General features: G+C 68.8%; 20 protein-coding genes. 8 read left to right on the plus strand and 12 right to left on the minus strand.

Going from position 1 to position 20,551, the window contains the following annotated elements:
• Positions 1 to 25: 25 nt before the first annotated feature.
• The 5 genes from BQ2383_RS14505 to BQ2383_RS14525 all read right to left on the minus strand — a co-directional run bounded on the left by BQ2383_RS14505 (position 26) and on the right by BQ2383_RS14525 (position 6,902).
• The gene (locus BQ2383_RS14505) at positions 26 to 3,022 is read right to left on the minus strand and encodes an AAA family ATPase (RefSeq protein ID WP_091035433.1); all 2,997 of its coding nucleotides are present in this window, start codon (positions 3,020 to 3,022) and stop codon (positions 26 to 28) included.
• Positions 3,023 to 4,192, minus strand: a complete 1,170-nt coding sequence (locus tag BQ2383_RS14510) for an exonuclease SbcCD subunit D (RefSeq protein ID WP_091035435.1) — start codon at positions 4,190 to 4,192, stop codon at positions 3,023 to 3,025. It lies immediately after the preceding gene.
• Between the two features lie 110 nt (positions 4,193 to 4,302).
• Entirely contained in the window at positions 4,303 to 5,748 is a 1,446-nt protein-coding gene (locus BQ2383_RS14515; protein ID WP_091035438.1) for an MFS transporter, read from the minus strand.
• Positions 5,749 to 6,058: 310 nt separating this feature from the next.
• Entirely contained in the window at positions 6,059 to 6,541 is a 483-nt protein-coding gene (locus BQ2383_RS14520; protein ID WP_091035441.1) for a DIP1984 family protein, read from the minus strand.
• Between the two features lie 52 nt (positions 6,542 to 6,593).
• Positions 6,594 to 6,902 (minus strand): GNAT family N-acetyltransferase, encoded by a 309-nt coding sequence (locus BQ2383_RS14525; protein ID WP_029263834.1) that lies wholly within the window; start codon positions 6,900 to 6,902, stop codon positions 6,594 to 6,596.
• A 332-nt stretch (positions 6,903 to 7,234) separates the two neighbouring features.
• On the opposite strand from BQ2383_RS14525, the gene BQ2383_RS14530 reads away from it, so the two are divergent.
• From BQ2383_RS14530 to BQ2383_RS14540, 3 genes are read left to right on the plus strand one after another with little or no spacing between them, the layout of a single operon-like run.
• The gene (locus BQ2383_RS14530) at positions 7,235 to 7,942 is read left to right on the plus strand and encodes a winged helix-turn-helix domain-containing protein (protein ID WP_091035444.1); all 708 of its coding nucleotides are present in this window, start codon (positions 7,235 to 7,237) and stop codon (positions 7,940 to 7,942) included.
• 43 nt (positions 7,943 to 7,985) lie between these two features.
• Positions 7,986 to 8,945, plus strand: a complete 960-nt coding sequence (locus BQ2383_RS14535; protein WP_091035447.1) for a DNA-3-methyladenine glycosylase family protein — start codon at positions 7,986 to 7,988, stop codon at positions 8,943 to 8,945.
• A gap of 23 nt (positions 8,946 to 8,968) precedes the next feature.
• Entirely contained in the window at positions 8,969 to 9,166 is a 198-nt protein-coding gene (locus tag BQ2383_RS14540; RefSeq protein ID WP_091035449.1) for a hypothetical protein, read from the plus strand.
• Between the two features lie 29 nt (positions 9,167 to 9,195).
• Here BQ2383_RS14540 and BQ2383_RS14545 read toward each other — a convergent pair whose 3' ends face one another.
• From BQ2383_RS14545 to BQ2383_RS14560, 4 genes are read right to left on the minus strand one after another with little or no spacing between them, the layout of a single operon-like run.
• Positions 9,196 to 9,951 (minus strand): iron ABC transporter ATP-binding protein, encoded by a 756-nt coding sequence (locus tag BQ2383_RS14545; protein ID WP_091035451.1) that lies wholly within the window; start codon positions 9,949 to 9,951, stop codon positions 9,196 to 9,198.
• Positions 9,948 to 10,991: an iron chelate uptake ABC transporter family permease subunit gene (locus BQ2383_RS14550; protein WP_244176021.1), complete on the minus strand. Its 1,044-nt coding sequence runs from the start codon at positions 10,989 to 10,991 to the stop codon at positions 9,948 to 9,950. The genes BQ2383_RS14545 and BQ2383_RS14550 overlap by 4 nt, the downstream gene beginning before the upstream one ends.
• Positions 10,984 to 11,970, minus strand: coding sequence for an ABC transporter permease (locus tag BQ2383_RS14555; protein ID WP_091035455.1), 987 nt, complete (start codon positions 11,968 to 11,970; stop codon positions 10,984 to 10,986). Before BQ2383_RS14555 ends, BQ2383_RS14550 begins: the two co-directional genes overlap by 8 nt.
• A 48-nt stretch (positions 11,971 to 12,018) precedes the next feature.
• Positions 12,019 to 13,011 carry a siderophore ABC transporter substrate-binding protein gene (locus BQ2383_RS14560; protein WP_091035458.1) on the minus strand — a complete coding sequence of 331 codons (993 nt, stop codon included), beginning with the start codon at positions 13,009 to 13,011 and terminating at the stop codon, positions 12,019 to 12,021.
• A 100-nt stretch (positions 13,012 to 13,111) separates the two neighbouring features.
• Between BQ2383_RS14560 and BQ2383_RS14565 the strand changes: the two genes are divergently transcribed.
• The 5 genes from BQ2383_RS14565 to BQ2383_RS14585 all read left to right on the plus strand — a co-directional run bounded on the left by BQ2383_RS14565 (position 13,112) and on the right by BQ2383_RS14585 (position 16,702).
• Positions 13,112 to 13,879: a siderophore-interacting protein gene (locus tag BQ2383_RS14565; RefSeq protein ID WP_091035461.1), complete on the plus strand. Its 768-nt coding sequence runs from the start codon at positions 13,112 to 13,114 to the stop codon at positions 13,877 to 13,879.
• Positions 13,880 to 13,970: 91 nt separating this feature from the next.
• Complete coding sequence (locus BQ2383_RS14570; RefSeq protein ID WP_091035904.1) at positions 13,971 to 14,357, plus strand: MmcQ/YjbR family DNA-binding protein; 387 nt, start codon at positions 13,971 to 13,973, stop codon at positions 14,355 to 14,357.
• A 32-nt stretch (positions 14,358 to 14,389) separates the two neighbouring features.
• A complete protein-coding gene (locus tag BQ2383_RS14575) occupies positions 14,390 to 14,794 on the plus strand; it encodes a VOC family protein (protein ID WP_091035463.1) in 405 nt (134 codons plus the stop codon).
• Between the two features lie 275 nt (positions 14,795 to 15,069).
• Positions 15,070 to 16,239, plus strand: a complete 1,170-nt coding sequence (locus BQ2383_RS14580; RefSeq protein ID WP_091035465.1) for an RtcB family protein — start codon at positions 15,070 to 15,072, stop codon at positions 16,237 to 16,239.
• A 196-nt stretch (positions 16,240 to 16,435) separates the two neighbouring features.
• Positions 16,436 to 16,702, plus strand: a complete 267-nt coding sequence (locus tag BQ2383_RS14585; RefSeq protein ID WP_205829010.1) for a hypothetical protein — start codon at positions 16,436 to 16,438, stop codon at positions 16,700 to 16,702.
• A 12-nt stretch (positions 16,703 to 16,714) separates the two neighbouring features.
• Here BQ2383_RS14585 and BQ2383_RS14590 read toward each other — a convergent pair whose 3' ends face one another.
• The 3 genes from BQ2383_RS14590 to BQ2383_RS14600 all read right to left on the minus strand — a co-directional run bounded on the left by BQ2383_RS14590 (position 16,715) and on the right by BQ2383_RS14600 (position 20,479).
• Complete coding sequence (locus BQ2383_RS14590; protein WP_091035471.1) at positions 16,715 to 18,175, minus strand: MFS transporter; 1,461 nt, start codon at positions 18,173 to 18,175, stop codon at positions 16,715 to 16,717.
• A gap of 55 nt (positions 18,176 to 18,230) precedes the next feature.
• The gene (locus tag BQ2383_RS14595; protein WP_432206344.1) at positions 18,231 to 19,580 is read right to left on the minus strand and encodes a M20/M25/M40 family metallo-hydrolase; all 1,350 of its coding nucleotides are present in this window, start codon (positions 19,578 to 19,580) and stop codon (positions 18,231 to 18,233) included.
• A gap of 77 nt (positions 19,581 to 19,657) precedes the next feature.
• Positions 19,658 to 20,479, minus strand: coding sequence for a MerR family transcriptional regulator (locus tag BQ2383_RS14600; RefSeq protein ID WP_167381630.1), 822 nt, complete (start codon positions 20,477 to 20,479; stop codon positions 19,658 to 19,660).
• Positions 20,480 to 20,551 lie beyond the last annotated feature (72 nt).

Genomic DNA, 20,551 nt, shown 5'->3' on the forward strand with positions numbered 1-20,551 from the left:
GGAGGCCATCGGCTTCCGCGTAGGCTCAGCGGGCCTCGATGATGCTCGGACCGTTCGGCAGCGCTCGCACGGTGAGCTGCGCCGGGATCTGCTCCTGCATGGCCTCGACGTGACTGATGACTCCGACCGTCCGGCCGCCCTGCCGCAGTTCGTCGAGCGTGCGCATGGCGACGTCGAGCGTGTCGCCGTCGAGGGAGCCGAAGCCCTCGTCGATGAACAGCGTGTCGAGGCGGATTCCGCCGGCCCGCGCAGTGACCACCTCGGCGAGACCGAGTGCGAGCGCGAGTGAGGTGAGGAACGTCTCGCCGCCCGACAGCGACTGCGGCGGCCTGGTCTGGCCGGTGAAGGCATCGGAGACCACGATCCCGAGCCCGGATGCTGCCCCTCGAGCCGCGAGTGCGTCGGAGTGCTGCAGCTGGTAGCGGCCCGTCGACATGTCGTGCAGACGCCGATTCGCCGCTTCGACGATCTCTTCGAGCTCGGCCGCGAGGACGAACGTCTCCAGCGTCATCTTGCGGGTGTTGGCGCCTCGCCCGGCGATCGTGTCCGCGAGATTCTGCAGCACCTCGAATTCGGCGGCATCGGTGGCGGTGCGCGCGTGCTCGGCGGCGGCGGATTCGATCAGACCAGCCAGCCGTTCGGCCGTGCCCGCCGCTCGAGCCGCCGCGTCGACCGCGTCGGTCCAGATCGCTCGGGCGGCCTTCGAGGCCTCTTCGACGGGCGTGAGGTCGATCGGCTCCTCCGGCAGCGTCCGCAGCTCCAGATCGAACAGGATCGCCCGTTCCTTCTCCCGCTGCACGGCGTGCTCAGCGATCCGCGCATCCAGAGCTTCCTGCGTCGCCGCCGGGCGGAGGGCACGTTCGGCGGACTCCACATCGTCGAACGTGGAGTCGGCGAGTGCCGCATCCCTCTCGGTCTCTGCCTCGGCGAGAGCCTGCGTCCTCCGCAGACGTTCTGCGGTCGCCTGAGCGACCCCGCGGGCGGCAGAGATCTTCGCGGCCGTGTCGGCAAGACGCTCGGCGACCGTATCGAAGACTCCTCGCGCCTCGGCGATCAGCTCGCGGGCCTCGGTGCTCCGCTGCTGCAGCAGAGCGTGCTGCTCCCGCGCCTGAGCGAGCGCCGCCGTGCCCTCGGTCTTCTCGGCGTCGAGCTGCGCGACCCGGGCGACGAGTTCGCTCAGTTGCACGTCGAGCGTCTTCAGTTCGTCGACGGCGGACAGACTGCGCGCATGCGCTGAGGCGGCCGCCTCGTGCTCGGTCTCGGCCTGATCGACACTCCGCCCGTCGGCACGGGCAGTCACCGCCGCAAGTTCGGCTCGCAGGGTCGAAGACGCCGAAGAGAGTTCGCGTTCCCGCTGCGCCGCGGCGTCGCGGGCCTTCTCTGCCTCAGCGATGTCTTCGGGTGACACGGGGTCGACGTGCGTGGCCGGAGCCGGATGCTCGAGCGAGCCGCAGACCGGACACGGATGCTCGGGGCGCAGGCTCGAGGCGAGTTCGCCCGACATCCCGTCGATGCGACGCTGCCGCAACTGCGCAAGGTCCGTCTGCGCGGCGGCGTGCACGGTCGTGGCATCGGTGAGCTCGATCTCGGTCGCGGCCTGTGCTCTCTGCAGCCGCTCCGCCTCGTGGGCCGCCGCTCGTCGAGCGTCTGCCTCTTCCTGGGCTGCTTGGGCATCGCCCACCCGGTCGGCCAGGCGGCGTTTCTCGTCGCGTTCCGCTGTCAGCGCGGTGATCGCGGCGGGGAGAGTGGCGCGTTCGGCTTCTCCGGCCTCGAGGCGTGTGGTCGCCGCCGCCACGGCCTCCTCGGCCGACTGCAGCTCAGCATCGAGCGCCGGTGCCTGCCCCTCGAGCTCCCGCGCGCGCTCCCAGGAACCGCTCTCCCTGGTGCGTGCAGCCGCCCACTCCTCGAGGTCGCCGTCGACGGCGAGCTCGAATGTCTCCCACACCTCCCGCGACCGCTGCTCGTCTTCGGCCGCGACGGTGACCGCCGTCTGTGCCCGGGCTGCGGCAGCGATCGTCGACCGCACCGCCTCGGCGGCGCGCGCGGCCGCGAGTTCTGCACGGGCCGCATCGATTGAAGGCGCGTCAGCATCCAGCCGCGCGAGAGCTGCCCTGGCGCGATCGCGTTCCCGCTGGGCGTGCTGTTCTTCGCGAGCCGTGGCGAACGCCGCGTCGGCATCGGCCGCACGCTTCTCCGCCTCCGCCCGCTCCGAGGCGCGGCGCTCCGCCCGATAGTCGGCCCGCGCCCTCGCACGCCGCAGTGCCTCGAGACGCTCTTCGACCGACGAGGGCGCGGATGCCGCCGGGCGCTCCGCCGGCGGAGTCCCGTCCTCGGAGTCGCCGGACAGCCCGCTCGTGCTCACGAGCTGCTCGGCCTCGTCGATACGCGCGTTCACCGTCGCGAGCCGAGTGCCGAGTGTCTGTTCCGCCTCCCGGCGCCGCTCGTCGAACCGTGCCTGCACGTCTTCGAACCGCTGCGTGCCGAACAGCCGCCGCAGCAGTGCCTGGCGGTCTCTGCTGCCCGCGAGCAGGAACTCGGAGAATCGGTTCTGCGCGAGGAGGATCACCTGGAGGAACTGCTCGCGGCTGAGCTGGAGGATCTCGTCGAGCTCGCCTGCGACATCGACGGCTCGAGCGGCGCGACCCACCCAGCCGGCATCGGTCCACTCGTCGAGGGCGACGGCCGAGGCCTGCTTGGTCATGCCGCCGCCACGTTTGGCGGGACGCAGGTACTCGGGCGAGCGGGTCACGCGGAAGCGGCCGGCCGGCGTGCTGAACTCGACAACCACCTCCGACGGATCGTCGGGCTCGCAGTGATCGCTGCGCAACCGCTTCTCACCGCCGTCGTAACGCGGCACGCCTCCGTAGAGTCCGAAGCACACGGCGTCGAGGATGCTCGACTTGCCCGCTCCCGTCCGGCCGGCGATAAGGAAGATGCCGTCGTCGGCGAACGCGTCGAAGTCGACGACCTGCCGCGAACGGAAGGGACCGAACCCTTCGACCTCCAGGCGATGGAGACGCATCTAGACGAGTGCCTCCGCGCGCACGCGCTCATCGAGCACCGCGCGGATCAGCTCGTGCTCGACCTCGGTGGGCCCGTGTCCTGCCCGCACATGCTCGAGGAACGCCTCGATGCGGTCGGCGTCGGTGACGGCGGAGCGCAGCCGCTGCACGTACGACTTCTCCTCCACCTCTGCGACAGCTGCGGGCTGGTGCTGAACCATCGCGCAGTGGGGATAGCTCTCTCGCAGACGCCGCATCGGCTCGGACTGCGGCACCGCATCCGTATAGATGGCGCAGACCCAGTCGTCGGCGTGCGCGGCGACGTTGTCGGCTGCGAGGATCTCTTCGAGCGAGCCCGTGAGCGTGACGAGCCGACGCGGCACCGGCAGGTCGAGCCACTCGACCGCGGCGAGGCCGTCGGCGTCGAGGTCGACGAGCCAGGATCCGCGCGGCTTGTCCTGCTCGCCGAAGCTGTAGTGCAGCGGGGCACCTGCGTACCGGACGCGCTCGCTGATCTGCTGGCGCCCGTGGATGTGCCCGAGCGCGACGTAATCGGGGCCGTCGAAGACGCTCAGCGGCACGACGTCGAGTCCGCCTTGGCGCACCTCGCGCTCGAGCCCGACGGTCGCGTCGACGCCGGCCGCGAAGCAGTGCGCGATCGCCACCGAGCGCCCCGCGTGCTCGCGCATGCCCGCGCGGACCAGGTCCATCGCATGGGCCATGGTCTGCGCCTGCGTGCGCAGCTGCCGCCCCGAACTGTCGCCCTCGGGCCAGTGCTGACGGACGATCGCCGGTTCGAGATACGGGATGCCGAAGAAGTGCACCGGCCCCTCGGCATCGGCGATGGTGACCGGAACGCCGACCGCGAGCGGATCGGTGAGCACGTGGATGCCGTCGCGGAGCAGCCGCGCCTGGAAACCGAGCCGCGCGGCCGAGTCGTGGTTGCCGCTCGTGACGATGACGCGGGCGCCCGTCTCGTGCAGTGACACCAGAGCATCGCCGAGCAGCGTGTAGGAGGCGCCCGACGGCGCGGCGGAGTCGAAGACGTCGCCCGCGACGACGACGACGTCGACCGCGTTCTCGCGAACCTGCTCCGTGAGCGCGCCGAGCACCTCGGCCAGCGCGTCCATGGTCGAGTTGCCATGGAACGTCCGGCCGATGTGCCAGTCGGAGGTGTGCAGGATTCGCATACTCACACGGTACGAACACCCTCGGACATTACGTCCTAGGCGTGCCGCGGCATCCGTTCCCGGGGTGGGAATCAAGCGATCTGCGCCCGGGCGGATGCCGCGACCACGGATCAGTGCGCGGCGAGGGCTCGTTCGCCCTGCGCCGGCATCAGCTCGTCCTTGGTGCCGCGCACCAGGAAGACCGCGATCACCGAGGCGGCGACCATGAAGATCGCTGCGGCGATGAAGGTCCAGCCGTATGCGTCGGTCAACTGCGACGGCGTGACGTCGGCCTGAGCATGACCGCCCACGGAAGCCGCGTACACGGCGGTGAACACCGACAGACCGATCGATCCGCCGATCTGCATCGCCGAGTTCGCCATGGCCGATGCGACACCGGCGTCGTGCGGGGCCACCCCCGACAGCGCCAGGTTCTGCAGCGGGATGAAGATGAACGCCATGCCGACACCGAGCGCCACCAGCGCAGGGGCGACCTGCAGGAGATATGCGCCATCGGGCGTGATCCCCGAGAGGTACACCATCCCCGCCGCTGCGAGCAGCGGTCCGACGATGAGCATCGGCCGCGGTCCGATCACCGGCAGCAGCCGGGTCGCGATCGGTGCGATGATCATCGTCGCGATCGGCAGGGGCAGCGTGGCGAGTCCCGCCGGGAACGCCCCCATCCCGAGCACGAACTGCAGGTGGAACGTGAGGTACATCGTGGCGCCGATCATGATGGCGCCGGCGACACCCTGGATGAGGAACGCCCCACCCCGGACGCGGTCGGCCACGATCCGCAACGGCAGCAGCGGCTGCGCGACCCGGCTCTCGATCCAGACGAAGACCGCGAGCAGGACGACACCGAGCACCAGGAACGTGATCGTCAGTGGATCGCCCCAGCCGTGCTCGGCGAGGCTGAACCCGTAGACGAGTGCCCCGAGCCCGAGGGTCACCGTGATGGTGCCCCAGACGTCGTACCGGTTCTCGCCTTCGGCCTTGCTCTCGGTGAGGAAGAGAGCGCCGCCGATGAGTCCGATCACGACGAAGAAGAGGTTGACGAAGAGGCACCAGCGCCAGTCGGCGAACTCGGTCAGCAGCCCGCCGAGCAGCAGGCCGACCGCGGCCCCCGTTCCGGCGACGGTACCGAACACGGCGAAGGCGGTGTTGCGGTCGCGGCCGGAGGGGAACGACACCGTCAAGAGCGCCAATGCCGCCGGAGCGAGCAGCGCTGCGAAGACGCCCTGGAGTCCGCGCGCGAGGATGAGCTCCCACCCCTGCTGTGCGAATCCGCCGTACAGAGATGCCGCGCCGAATCCGATCATGCCGATCATGAAGATGCGCTTGCGGCCGATGTAGTCGGCGAGGCGTCCGCCGAAGAGGAGGAGCGCACCGAACGCGAGGGCGTAGGCCGTGACGACCCACTGCCGCTGCCCGTCGGTAAGACCGAGAGCGGCCTGTGCGCGCGGCAGCGCGATGCTCACGATGGTGCCGTCGAGCACCACGACGAGCTGAGTGAGGGAGATGACGATGAGTGCCCACCACCGGGAATGTGGATGGGCGCGCAGGGATGAAGACATGGAAAAACCTCCGGTGTCTGATGAGGATGCCGGAGGTTTCGAGCCTCGGATCAGCACGCCTCTCGGCGCCTGACCACCTCAGCCAACGGGGCTGAGCAGAACTCCATTCTATCGCATGATGTTCGAGGAGGAAGCGGAAGGTCCCCTGACCCACCCTCGTCGCGACGATCGGCACGCGGTGATGCGAGATGCGCTGTGCACCTTCACCTGTGCGGCGTGCGGGGCTGCGCGATGCGATATCAGGGCTGCCCTCCGCCCAACAGGTGCCGGCTTGCCCCGCCGGCTGAGGGTTGTGCCCGCTTCGTCGTGACTACCGACTTCCGCTCTCCTCCTCGAGGTCGTTCGACCAGTTCGCCTGCTGGATCCGGTTGTCGAGCTCACGCAGCTCCCGCGCGACGGCGTCGGCCCTCGATCGCAGCTGCGCGACCGGCAACGCCGAGACCTGCCGCAGCTCCGACCGCATCTGGCGCAGGTACTGGTCGTTCGATCCGGATGCCGCGGCGGCCGCATCCGTCAGCACGGAGTGGCGCAGACGCAGCACATCGCGGGCGGCGAGCGCATCCGTCATCGTGCCGTCCGTGCCCAACTCGAGTCGTGCGTTGGTCGCGTTGATGCGACGGATCAGGTCGCGCAGCTGGATCAGTGCGGCGTCCGCTTCGACGATGAGGGCCGCGGCATCCTCAGCCGGCTCCTCACCCTCCTGGTAGCGGGCGTTCGCGACGATGCGGGCACGCAGCTGCTCGATGCGGCGCTGCAGATCGGCGCGTGCGGTGAGGGCCTCAGCGAGTTTCATGGGCCCATCCTCGCAGCAGGCGTCCGTAACACGGCGTCATACAGCAGGCGAGTCAGCGCGAGCGCAGCAGCGGGGCGTGCTCGGGGTTCGCTGCGAACCAGTCCGCGACGTACCAGCAGACAGCGTCGACCTTGCGGTCTCCGCGCTCCTCGATGTCGGCGACGGCCCCCTCGACGACCTTCCCGGCATAGCCGTTGCCGCGGAAAGTCGGGACCGTGAAGGCCCTGGTCAGAGCGATCGTGTGTCCGTCGTCGCGGTAGTCGAGAACGCTCACGAGCTTTCCGTCGCGCATGAGCGTGTAGCGCGACGCGTCCTTCTCGTCGGTCAGGATGAAGCCGCCGACAGTGTGCGAGATCGTCATCCGCACAACGTTACGCCCGCTCGCCGACGCCCGGGCGTTTTGACATGAGCGGTCACGATCGGACATAATCCCCCCATGACCACCAACGCAAGCCCTTTGTCCGCCCAGGAGGCGAACAGGACTGCCGGGATGATGATGCCCGGTCGCGTTGGCATGTGTTGCCGAATGTGTCGCTGAACGAACAGCCACCCCGCCTGACCTGACGCCTCGCCATCTGCGAGGTCAGAGTCACCGAGCATCCACCCTTTGCTCGCTTCCCGGCTCCGCCGGTCATTCATGCAACGCATCAGAGCCCCGCTCGATCCGGGCTCACGTCCTGAGGACTCATCATCATGTCGAACACCGCACTTCTCGAGCGTCCCGCCACCACCGCCGCGATCCGCACGCAGCCGGACGCCGCTGCTCCCCTGGCCGCCGCCGGAGCCGATCTGCCCGCCGTCCGCTCGCCCCGCGGCTTCGCCCTCTACGTCGGACTCGACGAGATCAAGGCGGCCGAAGCCGGAGTGAGCCTCCCCCTCCTCGTCGACGCCCTGCGCCGCACTCTCGCTGAGCTCGCACCGGGCGCCGAGACGCACGCCACGGTCGCCCTCGCTCCCCATGGCTCCGGAGGCCGCGACCTCGACGTCGTCCGCCTCGCCCTGCAGGAGCCGGGTGCGATCGCTCGTACCAAGGCCGCCGCCGAAGAGGAGATCGTGGAGGAGGAGACCGGCGTCACCGTCGACATCTCCCGCAAGCGCGTGCTCATCGACGGAGAGTCCGCGGCATTCACCTACAAGGAGTTCGAGCTTCTGCAGTACCTGGTGCTCCGCGAGGGACGCACGATCGAGCGCAGCGAGCTGGTCTCCGCGCTCTGGCAGGCACAGGACGATGAGACGCCCGGCGAGCGCACGATCGACGTGCACGTCCGCCGCCTGCGCGCCAAGCTCGGCCGCTACGAGGACATCGTCCGCACCGTGCGCGGCATCGGCTACCGGTTCGACCGCCACGCCGACGTCGCCATCCGCTACGGCCACGGAACCCCCTCGCCCGACCGCTTCTGAGCTACCCGGGGTCGGTGTCAGGACCGGCGCGTAGGGTGGGCGCATGACCCTGATCGAGCATCCTGCAGCGGCCGATGCCGCGTCCGCGGATGCTCGCCGGGAGACGGTCTACCGGCCGCCGCACCCCCTCGATCTCCGGCGCACCGTCGGCATGCTGCGTCGCGGCGGCAACGACCCGACGACCGTCATCGACGGCGCCGTCATCTGGCGTGCCGTGCGCACTCCGCTCGGCCCCGCGACGCTCGCCCTGCGCATGTCGGGCGACGAGGTCAAGGTCTCGGCCTGGGGACCCGGCGCCGAGCATGCACTCTCACTCGTCCCCGCACTGTGCGGCGCACACGACGATCCCGGCGACTTCGACGCCGCACGGCATCCCCTCATCACCGAGTCGGCCCGCCGCCATCCCGGCCTCCGGCTCACCCGCACCGACGAGGTGTTCGACGCTCTCGCGTGCGCGATCATCGAGCAGAAGGTCACCGGCATGCAGGCCTTCGGCGCCTGGCGCTGGCTCGTCTCCCGCTTCGGCGAGCGTGCACCCGGCCCCACGCCGCGACCGATGTTCGCCGCACCGACAGCTGCGCAGTGGTTCCGCATCCCCTCGTGGGCCTGGCACCGCGCGGGAGTGGAGCCACCGCAGTCCCGCACGATCGTGCGTGCGGCCGAGCGCGGCGACCGCATCGCCCGTGCCGTGAGCGCGGCGACGACCGGCGCCGACCGCGACCGCGTGCTCACCAGCCTGCCGGGCGTCGGCGTCTGGACGTCGGCCGAGACCCGCATCCGCGCGCTGGGAGACCCCGATGCCGTCAGCGTCGGCGACTACCACCTGGCGCACGAGGTGGGGCACGCGCTCACCGGGAAGCGCACCGACGACGACGGGATGCTCGAGCTCCTCGAACCCTGGGCCGGTCAGCGGCAGCGCGTCATCCGCCTCATCTTCGCCAGCGGGGTCCAGGAACCGCGCCGCGGCCCCCGTCTTGCTCCCGAGGACCATCGCGGCCGCTGACTCCGTCGGCCTATGCTGGGGCCATGTCCCGTAGAGCGCTACGCATCTCCATTACCGTCGGCCTGCTGATCGTCGGCGTCGTGGTCGGGCTGATCTTCCAGAACGTCTGGCTCGGTGTGCTCCTCGCTGCGATCGTCTGGCTGGGATGGTTCCTCGGCTACGAGTCGCGCCGCGGCAACAACGCCGGGGTCAACGACGAGGACCACGGCATCGAGCTCTGAGCGCAGCCTCACGCGCCGCATCGAGTCGCTCAGTAGTAGACGGCGAGCGGCCCCGACGGCCCCTCGACGACACGGACCGGGGTGTCGAACACCCGCGTGAGCACCTCGTCGGTCATGATCTCGGCCGGTGAGCCGAACTCCACCACCGCTCCGTCCTTCATGGCGCAGATGTGGTCGGAGTAGTGCCCGGCGAAGTTGATGTCGTGCAGCACGATGACGATCGTCCGTCCGAGCTCCTCTGCCGCTCGGCGCAGGTGCTTCATCATCTGCACCGCGTGTCGCATGTCGAGATTGTTCAGCGGCTCGTCCAGCAGGACGAACTCGGTGTCCTGCGCCAAGACCATCGCGACGTAGGCGCGCTGGCGCTGCCCGCCGGAGAGCTCGTCGAGATAGCGCCCCTCGAGAGGCCCGAGATCGAGGAAGTCGATCGCCTGGCTGATGATCTCCTCGTCCGCCCGAGTCAGCCGCCCCTTCGAGTGCGGAAAGCGTCCGAAACCCACCAGCTGGCGCACGGTGAGCCGGGTGACGAAGTGGTTCTCCTGGCGCAGGATCGACACGACCTTCGCCAGGTCCTTCGACTTGGTGGAGGCGACATCGAGTCCGGCAATCTCGATCGTGCCGGCATCCATGCCGTTCAACCGACCGATCATCGTCAGCAGGGTCGACTTGCCGGCGCCGTTGGGTCCGATGAGCGCGGTGATACCGCCGGCGGGGATCTCGAGATCGACGGGGCCGATCGCGACCTCGCTGCTGTAGTCACGGCGGACGCCGTCGAGTGCGATCACAGTCTGCCCTTTCTGAGGATGACGATGAGGAACACGGTGCCGCCGACCAGCTCGATCAGGATCGACACCATCCCCTGCGCGTAGAAGACGTTCTTCATCACGAAGTACGCGCCCGCGAGGATGGTGAACGCCGTGAGCACCGCGACGGGAAAGATGAGCCGATGGTCGTGCGTGTCGGCGAACTGATACGCCAGCGTCGCCACCAGGAATCCGAGGAACGTCATCGGACCGACGAGCGCGGTCGAGGTCGCCATCAGCACGGCCACCAGGAAGAGCACGATGAAGAGCTCGCGGCGATGGTCGACGCCGAGGGAGCGCGCGGCATCCGGACCCAAGGCCATCAGGTTCAGCCGGCGGGACCGCAGCCAGAGCAGCGCGGATGCCGCGATGACGAGCGGGACCGCCAACGGGAGGTAGGAGGGATCGGCGTTGGAGACGTTGCCGAACAGCCGGGCGGCGAGCACGTCGAACTCGCTCGGGGTGAGCAGTCGCTGCATGAACGTGGCGATCGCGCCCAGTCCCCCCCCGATCACGATGCCCACCAGGAGCATGATCTGCAGGTTGCCGTAGCGCCCCGACAGCAGCCAGCCGTAGAGCGCGACCGCGAGCCCGACCATGATCGCGACCTGGATCGCGAACTGCCCGACACCCTGGATCGCCACGAGCCCGGCAACCCCGAACAGGTAGACGGTCGAGGTTTGCACGACGCGATACAGCGACTCGAAGCCCATGATCGACGGGGTGATGATGCGGTTGTTGGTGACCGTCTGGAAGCTCACGGTGGCGATGGCCTGCGCGACCGCGACGAGCGCCATCACCGTCACATCGATCGCGCGATGCTGGGCGATGCGCCAGAACCCCGTCGAGCCGACGGGCATGGGGTTCCCCCACGCGAGGAGGCCGAATCCGGATCCCGCGGCCAGGACGATGAGGATGCCCAGCACGATCAGGTAACGCCGACGCGCACGCGGGGTCGTGAACGAGCCGGCCGAGCGCGTCGCCGGGGTCGTCGTCAGCTGCTCCCCCACGCCGCTAACCACGTCGACGCTGCCTCAACAGGAGCAGCACGAACACCGCGGCGCCGACGACCCCGAGGATCAGCGACACCGGGACCTCGAACGGCATGATGATGGTGCGCCCGATGATGTCGCACACCGTGACGATCGCGATGCCGAGCAAGCACACCCAGGGCAGGTTGCTGCGCAGGTCATCACCGCGCACCATCGAGACGATGTTCGGCACGATCAGCCCGAGGAAGGGCAGGTTGCCGACGACGACCGTGACCACCCCCGTCGTCACGGCGATGAGCACCGTGCCGAGCAGGATGATCCGGTTGTAGTTCACCCCGACGTTCGTGGCGACCTCTTCGCCGAGCCCCGCGATGGTCAGGCGGTCGGCGACGAGGAAGACGATCACGCCGATGATCGCGACGATCCACAGCATCTCGTACTGGCCGCGCATCACCGAGGTGAAGCTGCCGGCGAACCAGACGCCCAAGATCTGCAGGGAGTTGGTGGCGAGAGCGAGATAGGTCGACAGGGCGCCGACGACCGCGCCGAGCATGATGCCGACGATCGGGACGATGAGCGAGGACTTGAGGGCGACGCGGCGCAGGAAGGCGAAGAACACCATCGTGCCGACGAACGCCGCGAGCACCGCTCCCGCCATCCGCAGCGGGAGCGACGGCTGCGGGACGAGGATCATGACCGTCAAGAGCCCGAGTCCTGCCCACTCAGTGGTTCCGGTGGTGGTGGGTTCGACGAAACGGTTCTGGGTGAGCAGCTGCATCACGAGGCCCGCCATCGCCATCGCCGCCCCCGAGAGGACGAGGGCGATCGTGCGGGGGACGCGCGTGATCTGGAACATCTCCGCGCCGTCGTCGGCTCCGGCGATGTCGTACACGCCGGTGAAGAGCGAGATGACGAGGAGCACGACGACGACGAGCACGCCGATGAGCAGCGTGCCGTCGAAGAGCCGCCCGGCGTTCCGGGACGGCTGGGTGATGTCGGTGGAGACCATGATGACGGTGCGGCGGCACCCGGGTCATCCGGATGCCGCCGCGTTACCTCAGTTCTTCGCGGCCTCGAGTGCGTCGGCGAAGTCCTCGAGGAACGTCGTGTAGGTCTGGATGCCCTCGTTCAGGTAGGTGTCGGTGGGCATGTAGACGATCTGCTCGTCCTTGACCGCCGTGACGCCGGAGAGGGCCTCGGAGCTCTCCAGGATCTCGGCCGCCTGGACGTAGTCGGGGGTCTCCGCAGCGAACACGGCGTCGCGGTCGAGCACGAGGATCCAGTCGGGGTTCGAGGCTGCGATCGCCTCGACCGAGATGTCGTCGCCCTGGTGGTCGTCGGTCGCGTCCTCGACCTCGAGAGCGGGAGTCAGGCCGAGGATGTCGTAGATCGGGCCGAGCGAGCGGCCGACGGTCGGGGCGAGGTACCCGATCTCGCCGCCGGAGGTGTTCACGGCCATGACGGTGTCGCCGTCGTCGTAGGCGGCCTGGGCTCGCTCGACGGCCGCGTCGAAATCGTCCACCAGCTTCTTCGCCTCGTCCTGCTTGCCGAAGATCTCGCCGAGCACGGTGACCTGGCGCTTGAGCTCCGCGTCGAAGGGCTCGCCCTCGCGGGGCTCGAGATCGATGATCGTCGCGTCGGGGACGAGGTCGGCGATGGCCGCGTTGTGCTGGGTGAAGCGCTGGCCGCTGATGACGAGGTCGGGTTCGACCGCGACGACGGCCTCGAGGTCGGGCTCGCTGTGCAGACCGATGTCGACGATGCCGTCGTCCTTCACGTACGACACGGTCTCCGGCATGAGCGCGACGGCGCCGGCCGAGAGCTCGACTCCCCAGTCCGAGAGCGTCTGGAAGGTGCGGTTGTCGAGGGCGACGATGGAGGCCGGAGGGGTCGCGATCTCGTGCGTGCCGGTGTTGTCCTCGATCGTGACGGATGCCGCCGCGGGTTCGTCCTTCGCAGGTTCAGCCGTGCTGCCGGAAGCGCAGCCGGCGAGGGCGAGGAGGCCGACGAGCGCGGCGCTCGTGGCGGTGAGGGTTCTGGGCACGGACATGGAGAGACTCCTGTTCTGCGGGATCTGTGCGCACACGAGGGCGCCGGGTCGTCGAGGTTAGGGTGCCCTTCCCTCGACTTATTTAGGTTAGCCTTACTTCATGAGCGATACGAAATCCGGCTTCTCGATCGAGCGTCGCGGCCTTGAGCTGCGCTTCCGCACCGTGACTCTGAGCGCCCGCGAATGGCTGGCTCCGGACTTCGTGCGGGTGCGGCTGACCGGCTCCGACCTCGCCGGCTTCGAGTCGCTGGGCTCGGACGACCACATGCGGCTGTTCTTCCCGGCGGGGCCGGTCGGCTCCGTCGAGGAGCTGCGTGCTTCTCCGAGCCGTGAATACACGCCACTGGACTGGGGCGACGACTGGCTCGACGTCGAGTTCGCCGTGCACGGCGATCAGGGCGTCGCGGCACCGTGGGCGGCGACGGCTCCGCTCGGTTCGTCCATCGGCGTCGGTGGCCCCCGCGGGTCGGCCGTGCTGGTCGGCGAGCCCGGTGGATGGCTGCTCGTCGGCGACGAGACGGCGATCCCCGCGATCCGCCGCTTCGCCGCGCTGATCCCCGAGGGAACCCCGGCACGCATCGTGGTGGAGACCGTCAATCAGGGCCGCGAGTTCGACATCGAAGCGCCGGTCGAGGTCGAGTGGCTGCACCGCGGCGATGCTCCTTCCGGCTCCGCGCTCATCGCCTTCCTCGAGCGCCTGACCGCCGAAGACGCCGTGGGCTCCGACCCGTTCGTCTTCATCGCCGCTGAGCAGTCGATCGTCAAGCCAGGCCGTGCGCTGCTCGGCCGCTGGGGCGTCGACACCGCGAACGCCGTCGTGAAGGGCTACTGGAAGCGCGGCGAAGCCGAGTACCACGCGCCGCACTGATCCTGTTCTCCGGCTCCGCCGCCGTCTCTGTCGGTGCAGGTGGGTACGGTGGTGTCACCGTGGTTCTCATTGTCTCGAGGGTGGAGTGCTCATGAAAGGTGACCGCCTGCAGCAGTGTGCGCGCGACCGCGCCGAGGAACTGCCGGGGGCTCGACTCGAGCATCCTTTCGGCCCCGAATGGGACGTGTTCAAAGTGCGCGACAAGGTGTTCATGCTGCTCACTTCGGCCACCGGCGAGGCGATGGTGACCCTCAAGTCGGCACCCGAAGACGGCGACGCGCTTCGCCGGCAGTTCGATGACATCATCCCCGGCTATCACATGAACAAGAAGCACTGGATCTCGCTCCGCCCCGGCGGCGAGCTGCCGCAGGACCTCGTCCGGGAGCTGGTGACCGAGTCGTACCTTCTCGTCGTGGAGAACCTCCCTCGTCGCCAACGGCCCGTCGACCCCGCCACATTCGGGAAGATCGCCCCCTGACGGGATAGAGCGTTCCTGGAAGACTGGGCCGCATGGCACTTCTGGATCACCTGGGCATCACCGTCGACGACCTCGAGCGCGGCCGCGCGCAGTTCCATCCGGTCCTCACGGCTCTGGGCTATCAGAGCGGCGGCGAAGACGACCACTCGGTCTCGTGGAACAACGGCGACGAGACCGAGATCATCCTGTACACCTGGGACGAGGACTCCTCCCCCCACCGGCACGGCAAGATCGGCTGGCAGCACATCGCCTTCGCCGTTCCGACGCGCGACGAGGTCGAACGCCTGCACACGATCGCGTTGGATGCGGGCTGGACCGCCGTGCGCGACCCCAAGGAGTATCCCCGTTACTCCGAGCGCTACTACGCCTCTTTCGTCGAAGACGCCGACGGCATCCGCATCGAGTTCATGTACAACCCGCCGCGCGAGACGGCTTGACTCCCGGGCGTGTCGCGCCCTAGTGTGGCAAAGCTGTGCCGATCGGCCCAGCACGCCAGCCGAGGAGTCGACGGATGACCGCCCAGCGGAACCTTCCCATCGGAGCGGTGTTGCAGCTTCAGTCGAAGCGCAATGACCGCTACGAGTCGTACCCTCCGGCGCGCGCCGTGTGACAGCATCCGCTCTCGCAACGCCCCGCACCGTCAGGTCCGGGGCGTTTTTCCTTTGGAGAGCACCCTGACCTGTGGCTGACCACCACCACAAGGAAAGGAATCATGGAGAGGCTCTCCGCACGGCTGCTGTCGTGGGCGTCGCTGATCGACGAGAAGACACTCGCTCAGGCGCACACCACGGCCCGCATGCCGTTCATCCACCCGCACCTGGCGCTGATGCCGGATGCGCACCTCGGCAAGGGGGCGACGGTCGGCTCGGTCATCCCGACGCTCGGCGCGATCATCCCCGCGGCCGTCGGTGTCGACATCGGCTGCGGCATGATCGCCGTCCGCACCCAGTTCACGAGGAACGACCTCGAAGGTCGCGACCTCGCCGAGCTCCGGGAGCAGATCGAACGCGCCATCCCGCTGTCGGCCGGCCGATACAACCGCAAGGTCGTCGCGACCGCCGAGCCGCGCATCGCCGAGCTCGAGCAGCTCGCCGAGAAGAACGGCTTCGACCCCGCGAGCTACGCCGGCAACTGGCGGCTGCAGCTGGGCACGCTCGGTTCGGGCAACCACTTCATCGAGGTGTCGGTCGACGAGCTCGACCGGGTGTGGCTGTTCCTGCACTCGGGGTCTCGAGGCGTCGGCAACAAGATCGCCATGAAGCACATCTCGGTCGCGCAGCGGCTGTGCAAGCAGTGGTGGATCGACCTCCCCGACCCCGATCTGGCGTACCTGGTCGAGGGCACCGAGGAGTTCACCCGGTACATCCGGGAGCTGCGGTGGGCACAGCACTTCGCCCTGCTGAACCGGGAGGAGATGATGGACCGGGTCATCCGGCAGGTGTCCGAGTTCCTCGGCACCGCGGTCGATGAGCAGGAGCGCATCAACTGCCACCACAACTTCACCGAGTCGGAGAAGCACTACGGCAAGCAGGTGTGGGTGTCACGGAAGGGCGCGATCCAGGCGGACGCCGGTCGGCCGGGGCTCATCCCCGGATCGATGGGCACCGCCTCCTACGTGGTCGAGGGACTCGGCGACCCGCAGTCGCTGAACTCCTCGCCGCACGGGGCGGGTCGGGAGTACTCCCGGTCGGCCGCGAGGCGGGCGTTCACCCACGACCAGCTGCGGGAGGCGATGACGGGCATCGAGTTCCGTGACACGGACGCCTTCGTCGACGAGATCCCGCAGGCGTACAAGCCGATCGACCGGGTGATGGCGGATGCCGCGAGCCTCGTATCGATCCGGCACACGCTGCGGCAGCTCGTCAACGTGAAGGGCGATTGAGACAAGGAGCCGGGCGGCGGAGATCGCGCCGCCCGGCTCCGGCGGCATCCTCGTCGCCCTCGTCAGAGCGGCACGACTACTCCTCCCCCGACACGCTCGAAAACGTCCTGTCCCCACCTCCCGGGTCACCGATATCTTCGCTGCCCGTGGCCTGGCAAGCTTGCGGAATCGATGCGACGATGACGGGGTGGAATTCATGAATGACGCGCAGATCTGGACCATGATCGGGGCGTTCAGCGCGCTGATGTTCAGCACTCTCACCGTGGTCTCCACGCTGTTCATCCACGTCGTCCGCAGTGAGATCGGCGGACTCCGCAACGAGATGAACGCCCGATTCGATGCGGTGAACACGCGGTTCGACGCCGTGGACACGCGGTTCGATGCCGTGAACACGCGCATCGACGGGCTCGACGGCGACGTGCAGGCCATCGTGAAGCGCACGTTCGGCCTCGATCGGGAATGATCAGCGCCGACTTCAGACGACCGGGGCGACCTCCGCGTCGACCGACCGGTCGGTGAACGCGGTCTTCGGCACGAACACGAGGATGACGGCTGCGACGAGCGCGGTGACACCGCAGACGATCCAGACGGTGAAGTACCCCGCGAGCGAACCCGCGGTCCCCTCGGTCGCACCGGCGGTGGTGGCGACACCGTGCAGCAACGCGATGCCGAAGACGCACGAGGCGATCGCCCCGCCCACGGTCTTCACCGAGTTGGTGAGACCCGTCGCGACACCGGTCTGCGTCGCGGGCGCGGCCGATGCGGCGGCAGCGGGGAGAGCCGCGACCAGCGCGCCGGAGCCGAGGCCCACGACGACCATGTTCGTGATGACCTGACCGTAGGTGTCATGGAACGGCAGGAACAGCAGGAAGCCGAGGCCGACGAGGACCGAGGCACCCATCAGCGTGACCCGTGGTGTCGCCCATCGTGCGATGGTCGGGAAGAGCAGCGCACCCGCGATCATCGCCACGAGATACACGCCGATGATGAGCGAGGTCGCGAACCCGCTCGTGCCGAGACCGTAGCCGTAGATCGACGGGTCGGTGCGCGCGAACGTCGACAGTGGAGCCTGTGCACCGAGCACGCTGACGCCGAAGAGGCCCGCGGTGAGGAACACCGGTCCGAGCGCGGGCGAGCGGAACATGCGCACATCGATGAGGGGGTCGTCGCAGCGCAGCTCCCAGAGCACGAACGGGATCACCAGCAGCACGCCGAAGACGACCACGGCCCAGGACCACGGATTCACGAGACCGCCCTCGAGGCGGAGCAGACTGAGTCCGCCGGTGAAGCAGACGAGGGCCAGAGAGATCAGCACGAGGCCGACCGTGTCGAAGATCCCGCCGGTGGGCTCGGGCGACTCCTTGACTCCGAACAGGATCACGAAGAAGCACACGACGATGAGCACGGCCGGAACCAGGAGGACGACCGTGAGCGGCAGAACGTCGATCAGTGCGCCGCCGACGAGAGCGCCGATGATCGCACCGCCTTCGAGGGCGGCGACCAGGAGACCGGCCGCCTTGGCCGTGATCGAGGAGCGTCCTTCCATGCGGCGCGACCGCGACCAGATCAGGGCGATCTCGAGCGGGAGCCAGACGACGTAGAAACCCATGAGCGCCCAGGCCGCGAGGAACACGCCGAAGGAGTCCGTGAACGGCAGCACCAGGGCCGCCGCCGCGGTGACGGCGGTGGAGATCAGCAGCATCCGCTTATGGCCGACCATGTCGCCGAGCTTCGCGAAGGCCGGGACGACCAGCGCCGACAGCATGAGCTGCGCACCCTCGAGCCAGTTGACGTCGGCGTCGTGGATGCCGAGGTGGCGGGCGATGTCGCTGAGCATGGGCGTGTAATAGCCCTGCAGCACACCGCTGGTGAACTCCACGAATGCGAGGAAGCCGACGACGACGGCGAGGGTGCCCAGAGTGCGGGTGCGCGTCATCGCGTCTCCTGCTTCTTGTTCGGGTACTCCCGCTCGAGGCGGGAGGAGGGTGAGATCACCCTAGCCGTTCGAGAAGCGCGCGATGGAATCGCTCTCCGCGCTCCAGCGCGGTGATCTCGACGCTCTCATCGACGCCGTGGATCGAGGCGCGCTGCGCGTTCGACATGTCCAGCGGAGCGAAGCGGTAGACCGCCGGCGAGAAGCGGTGGAAGTGCCGGGAGTCGGTGGCGGCCATCATCACGTACGGCACCGCCGGAACCCCGGGATGCGAGACCTCGAGCGCGGCCCCGAGCAGGGCGAACTGCGCGTTGTCGGTGGGCGATTCCGGCGAGGGCTCACTGGCCTCGACCACCTCGACGGACACGAGCGGATCGCGGATGCGGCGGCGCACCCGGTACACGGTCTGCTGCGTCGTCTCGCCCAGCGCGATGCGGAGGTTGACGGTCGCGGACGCCTGGGAGGGCAGCACATTCGCGGCCGTCCCGCCGGACTGCATCGTCGGGGCGACGGTCGTGCGCACGAGCGCAGCCGGTTCACCGCCGAGCGCCGCGAACACCTGACCGGTGACGAGCGGCGCCGCTCCGAGGAACCGCAGCAGGTGGCGGGCCGGCCCCGGCGTCTGCGCCGCCAGCTGCGACAGCATCCGCAGGACCGCTTTCGAGGCGCGAGGGCGGAAGGTGGCGGGTCCGAGACGGTCGACGGCCCTCCCGATGCGTCGCACAGCGGTGAGTGACGGCGGAGCCGAGGCATGACCGCCCTCGCCGCGCGCCGACAACCGGAGCGTCATCACGCCCTTCTCGCCGACGCCGATCATCGCCGCCCGACCCGGGACGAACGGCAGGGGCGCGTCGACGACGGCACCGCCCTCATCGACCACGAGCCAGGGCACGACGCCGCGCTCCCGCAGCACACGCGCGATCTCTTCGGCTGCCTTCCCGTAGGTCTCCTCGTTGCCGCCGAACGAGAGGTACACATCGCGGGGCGGGGTGAACCCGTCGGCGAGCAGATTCTCGACCGCTTCGAGCACGACGATGAGCGGACCCTTGTCGTCCAAGGCGCCGCGGCCGAACACCGAACCGTCGGCGATCACGCCGTCGAAGGGCGGATGGGTCCAGGCGTCGCTCTCATCGACCGGGACGACGTCGTAGTGCGCCATCAGCACCACCGGTCCGCCCGATGCCGCGGCCGTGCCCTGCCAGTGGAACAGCAGACCGAAGTCGGTGTGCCGTTCGAGGCGCAGGTGCTCGTGCGTCAGGGGATAAAGCTCGGCGATCAGTGCGACGAACTCCTCGAACGGTGCCGCACCGCGCTCATCGAGCTCAGCCGAGACCGTCGGGATGCGGATCATCTGCGAAAGCCGCTCGGCGATACCGGGGCGCACGGTCGATGTGGTCACAGTCGCCATCGTACCGAGCGCCCCGGCTCCACCCGTATCCGCCCGCATCGCCGCATCCGCCCGGACGCAGCGCCGCCGGGCGGCGCTTACGCGTAGTGCCAGAGCACCGTCATGCGCGCCGGACGCGACTCGTCCCACGGAAGCACGTGCCAGATCTCCCGTGGCGGGCCCACCCTGGTGGCCTTCTGCTCGTCGATCCACTCGCAACCGCGGTCGTAGGCGGCGAGGATCGCGGGGAACTCCGTGTCGTCTCCCTCGACCGTGACGGCGACGGCCGCACCGCCGCTCAGGCGATGGCTCCGGATTTCCTCCGGGGTGTCCCGGATGACGCGGTCGACCGGAAGGCACACCTCGATGGGACCGTCGCTGTCGGCGGTGATCGGGGCATGGAAGATTCCGAACGCGTCGGAGGGGACGGTGAGATCGCGCTCGGCCGCCAGCGCGCTCAATTGCTCGTGCGCCTCGCGGATGCGTTCGTCGAGCTCGCCGACGTAGGTCGTGACGAGCAGACTGAGCACCGCCTGCTCGGGGCGGATGTCGGTCGTGAGGGACTTCGTGTTCATCGGTGATCCTCTGAAATGGCCACGCGCCTGGTCGAGGAGCGTGGCGGTCGAGGCTGCGGACGTCCGTACCTGATCCCGGAACGCATCCAGAGCCGCGATCGCGTCGCCGTCAGGCAGCGCGAGCACCTCCTGGATCGCATCGAGGCTCATGCCCGCCGTCCGCAGCAGGGAGATGAGCCGCCCCGTCCTCGCCTGCTCGATCCGATAGAAGCGGTACCCGTTGTCCGGGTCCACCGCATGCGGCACCAGGAGCCCGCGCTTCTCGTAGAGGCGCAGGGCCTTCGGCGAGAGCAGGGCGGCCTCGGAGAAGGGACCGATGCTGAGGAGGTCGATGGAGTGGCTCACAGGATTCACGATGCTCTCTGCCCTCGGGACAAGGTCAAGCGGTCGCCCGCTCTGAGGAATCGTAGCGAGCAG

The organism is Microbacterium oxydans, from assembly GCF_900095745.1.
GTDB lineage: Bacteria > Actinomycetota > Actinomycetes > Actinomycetales > Microbacteriaceae > Microbacterium > Microbacterium oxydans_B.

Excerpts from the sequence above, each read along its gene's own strand:
- BQ2383_RS14505 (WP_091035433.1), bottom strand. The coding sequence starts at position 3,022 with ATGCGTCTCCATCGCCTGGAGGTCGAAGGGTTCGGTCCCTTCCGTTCG.
- BQ2383_RS14510 (WP_091035435.1), bottom strand. The coding sequence starts at position 4,192 with ATGCGAATCCTGCACACCTCCGACTGGCACATCGGCCGGACGTTCCAT.
- BQ2383_RS14515 (WP_091035438.1), bottom strand. The coding sequence starts at position 5,748 with ATGTCTTCATCCCTGCGCGCCCATCCACATTCCCGGTGGTGGGCACTC.
- BQ2383_RS14520 (WP_091035441.1), bottom strand. The coding sequence starts at position 6,541 with ATGAAACTCGCTGAGGCCCTCACCGCACGCGCCGATCTGCAGCGCCGC.
- BQ2383_RS14525 (WP_029263834.1), bottom strand. The coding sequence starts at position 6,902 with ATGACGATCTCGCACACTGTCGGCGGCTTCATCCTGACCGACGAGAAG.
- BQ2383_RS14530 (WP_091035444.1), top strand. The coding sequence starts at position 7,235 with ATGTCGAACACCGCACTTCTCGAGCGTCCCGCCACCACCGCCGCGATC.
- BQ2383_RS14535 (WP_091035447.1), top strand. The coding sequence starts at position 7,986 with ATGACCCTGATCGAGCATCCTGCAGCGGCCGATGCCGCGTCCGCGGAT.
- BQ2383_RS14540 (WP_091035449.1), top strand. The coding sequence starts at position 8,969 with ATGTCCCGTAGAGCGCTACGCATCTCCATTACCGTCGGCCTGCTGATC.
- BQ2383_RS14555 (WP_091035455.1), bottom strand. The coding sequence starts at position 11,970 with ATGGTCTCCACCGACATCACCCAGCCGTCCCGGAACGCCGGGCGGCTC.
- BQ2383_RS14560 (WP_091035458.1), bottom strand. The coding sequence starts at position 13,011 with ATGTCCGTGCCCAGAACCCTCACCGCCACGAGCGCCGCGCTCGTCGGC.
- BQ2383_RS14565 (WP_091035461.1), top strand. The coding sequence starts at position 13,112 with ATGAGCGATACGAAATCCGGCTTCTCGATCGAGCGTCGCGGCCTTGAG.
- BQ2383_RS14570 (WP_091035904.1), top strand. The coding sequence starts at position 13,971 with ATGAAAGGTGACCGCCTGCAGCAGTGTGCGCGCGACCGCGCCGAGGAA.
- BQ2383_RS14575 (WP_091035463.1), top strand. The coding sequence starts at position 14,390 with ATGGCACTTCTGGATCACCTGGGCATCACCGTCGACGACCTCGAGCGC.
- BQ2383_RS14580 (WP_091035465.1), top strand. The coding sequence starts at position 15,070 with ATGGAGAGGCTCTCCGCACGGCTGCTGTCGTGGGCGTCGCTGATCGAC.
- BQ2383_RS14585 (WP_205829010.1), top strand. The coding sequence starts at position 16,436 with ATGAATGACGCGCAGATCTGGACCATGATCGGGGCGTTCAGCGCGCTG.
- BQ2383_RS14590 (WP_091035471.1), bottom strand. The coding sequence starts at position 18,175 with ATGACGCGCACCCGCACTCTGGGCACCCTCGCCGTCGTCGTCGGCTTC.
- BQ2383_RS14595 (WP_432206344.1), bottom strand. The coding sequence starts at position 19,580 with ATGGCGACTGTGACCACATCGACCGTGCGCCCCGGTATCGCCGAGCGG.